This window comes from Paenibacillus sp. J5C2022 (genome assembly GCF_025567625.1).
In the GTDB taxonomy this organism is placed as follows: Bacteria; Bacillota; Bacilli; order Paenibacillales; family Paenibacillaceae; genus Pristimantibacillus.
Genome location: NZ_JAOQJC010000094.1, coordinates 1 through 2,089 on the forward strand (window position 1 = coordinate 1; position 2,089 = coordinate 2,089).

4 protein-coding genes are annotated in these 2,089 nt (G+C 45.0%); 3 read left to right on the forward strand and 1 reads right to left on the reverse strand.

Translation table 11 applies throughout. The annotated features are described in order from the left end of the window. Window positions 1-95: 95 nt before the first annotated feature. Entirely contained in the window at window positions 96-851 is a 756-nt protein-coding gene (locus M6D81_RS31365; RefSeq protein ID WP_262681585.1) for a hypothetical protein, read from the reverse strand. A gap of 162 nt (window positions 852-1,013) precedes the next feature. On the opposite strand from M6D81_RS31365, the gene tnpA reads away from it, so the two are divergent. The 3 genes from tnpA to M6D81_RS31380 form a co-directional block, all read left to right on the forward strand. Further along, on the forward strand, window positions 1,014-1,370 hold the full coding sequence (tnpA, locus tag M6D81_RS31965; protein WP_410795809.1) for an IS66 family insertion sequence element accessory protein TnpA: 357 nt from the start codon (window positions 1,014-1,016) through the stop codon (window positions 1,368-1,370). Next, on the forward strand, window positions 1,360-1,716 hold the full coding sequence (tnpB, locus tag M6D81_RS31375; protein WP_262681589.1) for an IS66 family insertion sequence element accessory protein TnpB: 357 nt from the start codon (window positions 1,360-1,362) through the stop codon (window positions 1,714-1,716). The genes tnpA and tnpB overlap by 11 nt, the downstream gene beginning before the upstream one ends. A 97-nt stretch (window positions 1,717-1,813) precedes the next feature. Then, on the forward strand, window positions 1,814-2,089 hold a 276-nt coding region (locus M6D81_RS31380; protein ID WP_262681590.1), incomplete at its 3' end, for a transposase.

The following is a 2,089-nucleotide window of genomic DNA, read 5'->3' on the forward strand; positions in this document are numbered from 1 at the left end:
TTTGGTAGTTTCACTTGTCGCACCTCGCTGGCTCATAGGCTTGATTTTACGATATACGACATTGCACTTACTGTCCAGAAATTTATTCCAATGGTTTACTGCCGAATATATAGATTACCCTTTGAAAACATCTCCAGTATGTCTTTCGCTTCTTGTTGTCCGAATAACTGATAGTTGTGGATACGGCGTTTCAATGCAAGCCAAGTTTGAGCTTGTTCGTCTTTAATATTTGGATATTGCTGTTCGAAGCTGATATTAGAGATAATATAGACTTTGGTGTAGCAGGCTTGTTTGTTGGCGTACCGACATGGGAGTTCCAGTGGATACCCATCTAAATAGTTAAGCATGTCATGGATTTTAAGTTGTCCTCGAAATTCATCAAACAATATTACGTCTTCGCCTTTATAGTTGTCGAATGGATGTAAATAGTCTGTAACGCGATAAACACTTGAGTAACCGTATTTCTCCATGACACTTCTTGTCTTTCCGATTCCCGTTCTGCCCCAAATATAAGTAACAATTAATTCTCTGAACTTGTCTTTGAATACTTCAGCCTTGATGGTTTGCCTAACCCTTTCCATTTTATCTATATGAAGAAGGTATTCTGGGGCTTGTTCCATAATTTTATAGTTTGAAGCGCCTGATTTGATAAGATCGTAGAGATCGGCAAGATCGTTACGTGCTCCAGGTCGCTCGACGGGCATTTCACCGAACTCTTCGAATGTGCCTGGTATTATAGTGCCATGCTTCTTATCATTTTCCCATTTACCACTTTTAGCAATGTAATCACGATTCTGTTCAGATGTTCCTTTGGCTATTTCGAGATGTGCTTCGGGAAACTTATTTTTCAAAGTGCTGAAACGAACGCCACTAGAACACAGTAAGCGTCAAACAAGAAGGTGTATTCCATCGCAGTCTAACTTTTGAGACAATTCCGTTAGAGTAGTCGTTGGAGTTTTTCGACTCTACTTGAAAAACTCTAATGGGAGTGTGTCCAATTGCAAACTTTAGAGATGAGGAATCACTATCGACTTCAGCAGTGGACCGAAATCATTCGTGACTGCCGTTCCAGTGGTCAGACCGTGGTTCGTTGGTGTGCCGATCACGAAGTCAGCGTGAAAAGCTATTACTACTGGCTTAAGAAAATCCGTAAAGCTGCTATCGAATCCCTTCCTGCTTGCTCCACCCCGAATGAACCAACTCTCGTACCGGTCCCTCCATCTTTGCTGACGAACGCCCCTCGTTCCGAAGCAAGTCATGAACAAGCGGCGATTATCCTTCGAACAGATGCCGTTACGATCGAAATTCATCAGCATGCGTCTACCGTACTTCTCGAACAGACGCTGCGCATCCTTCAGTATGTTCGGTGACATCTCGAAGGCCGATCAGCTGTATATCGCCTGTGGATATACGGATATGCGAAAATCCATTGACGGTCTTATTCACTTAGTGCAGCATCAGCTACAATTGAACCCGTTCCAGAATCATTTGTTTCTGTTCTGCGGTCGCAAGCGTGATCGGATGAAAGCCTTGTACTGGGAAGGCGATGGATTCGTCCTGTTGTACAAACGACTGGAATCCGGTCAATACCAGTGGCCCATGGATGCCGAGGCCGTACGCTCGATCACGCCACAGGAGTTCCGGTGGTTGCTGGAAGGCCTGTCGCTTCATCAGCCGAAAGCGGTCAAAAAGCTTGCTTTCATCCCTTCCATGTAAGCCGAAAAAGAAGTCGAAAACCCTTGTAAAATCTGGGTTAATGCCTGCTTTTATGGTATAATAATAGGTATAGAAGACAGTGAAGGAACGGTATCTCATGAGCCCTTTGGAACAGCTGCAAAAGATGGAGCATCGCATCGGCGACTTGGAAAAAGAGAATAAATGGCTACAGGAAACCGTACAATTTCTAACCCAGAAGCTGTACGGCAAAAGCTCCGAGAAAACAGCTTCCCTCCCAGTAGGGATGGAGCAGCTGTCTTTATTTGATGAGCCAGAGACGGCAGCTTCACGCACTGCGCCGGAGCCAACCATCGAGCACATTCAAAGCTACCAGCGAAAGAAGCAGGTAGGCGAACGGGCGGAGCTGCTGCAA

What these genes read in the sequence shown, in the direction of transcription:
- tnpA (WP_410795809.1), top strand. Translation starts at nt 1,014, where the DNA reads ATGAGGAATCACTATCGACTTCAGCAGTGGACCGAAATCATTCGTGAC.
- tnpB (WP_262681589.1), top strand. Translation starts at nt 1,360, where the DNA reads ATGTTCGGTGACATCTCGAAGGCCGATCAGCTGTATATCGCCTGTGGA.